The following is a 1,255-nucleotide window of genomic DNA, read 5'->3' on the forward strand; positions in this document are numbered from 1 at the left end:
CAGGTGGTGTGGCGCCACGCATCGCTGGAGGTGAGCGAAGTCGAGCTGGATGGCGCTGCTGGTCCCGGCGCCGCGCAGCTTAAGGATCGGTTTGATCCGCGCCGGCAGCGCATCGAGCTTGGCCGGGCGCCCTTGTTGCGGTTTGTGATCGCGCGCGAGCCCGGCAGTGCGTGCTGGCTGCTGTTGGAGCTGCAGCATCATCTGATCGGGGATCACACGACACTGGAGGTGATGCGTGCCGAGGTCCAGGCTGTGCTGGAGGGACGCGAGCACGAGCTGAGCGCGCCACAGCCGTTCCGCAACCTGGTGGCGCAGGCGCATCTCGGCGCTGATGCCAAGGCGGATGAAGCGTTCTTCCGGGAGCTGCTGGCAGACATCGACGAGCCGAGCACGCCGTTCGGCTTGCGCGAGGTGCGCGGCGACGGCAGCGGGGTTCGAGAGGCGCAGCGGATGCTGCCGCAGGCGCTCCATGCGCGGCTGCGGGAACAGGCGCGGCGGCTGGGGGTGAGCCTGGCGAGCCTGTGCCATCTGGCCTGGGGTCAGGTGGTGGCGCGCAGCAGCGGCCGCGAGCAGGTGGTGTTCGGCACGGTGCTGTTCGGCCGCATGCATGGCGGGGCGGGCGCCGACCGCGCGATGGGCCTGTTCATCAACACCCTGCCGCTGCGGCTTGATCTTGACGGCACCGCGGTCGAGGCGAGCGTGCGAACCACGCATGCCCGGCTGGTCGAGCTCTTGGCGCACGAGCATGCCTCGCTGGCGCTGGCGCAGCGCTGCAGCGGCGTTGCGGCGCCGGCGCCGCTGTTCAGCGCGCTGTTGAACTACCGCCACAACACGCCGGCGGCGATCTCCGCCGCCGCAGCCGATGATGGGCTGGCTGGCGTGGAATGGCTGGGCGGGGAGGAGCGCACAAACTATCCGCTGACCTTGTCGGTGGAGGATTTTGGCGAGGCGCTCGGGCTGACGGCGCAGGTGGCGGAGCCAATCTCGGCGGATCGGATCTGCGGCTACATGCAGCAGACGCTCGCGCAGCTGGCGGAGGCGCTGGAGCGGGCGCCGGACATGCCAGTGCGGGAGCTGGACATCCTGCCAGCGGACGAGCGCACCTATCTGCTGGAGGAGCTGAACCGGACGGCGGTGACGTATCCTGAGCAGCAGTGCATCCATGAGCTGTTTGAGGCCCAGGTGCGCCAGGCGCCGAATGCGGTGGCGGTGGTCTATCAGGACCAGCGCGTCAGCTATGGCGAGCTCAATGCGC

Annotated in this window: 1 protein-coding gene; it reads left to right on the forward strand. The window is 69.4% G+C overall.

From position 1 onward, the window contains the following. On the forward strand, positions 1–1,255 hold a 1,255-nt coding region (locus tag K289_RS47400), incomplete at both ends, for a condensation domain-containing protein (RefSeq protein WP_035688173.1).

Origin of the sequence: Bradyrhizobium sp. Cp5.3, from assembly GCF_000426265.1 — a bacterium.
GTDB classification, from domain to species: domain Bacteria; phylum Pseudomonadota; class Alphaproteobacteria; order Rhizobiales; family Xanthobacteraceae; genus Bradyrhizobium; species Bradyrhizobium neotropicale.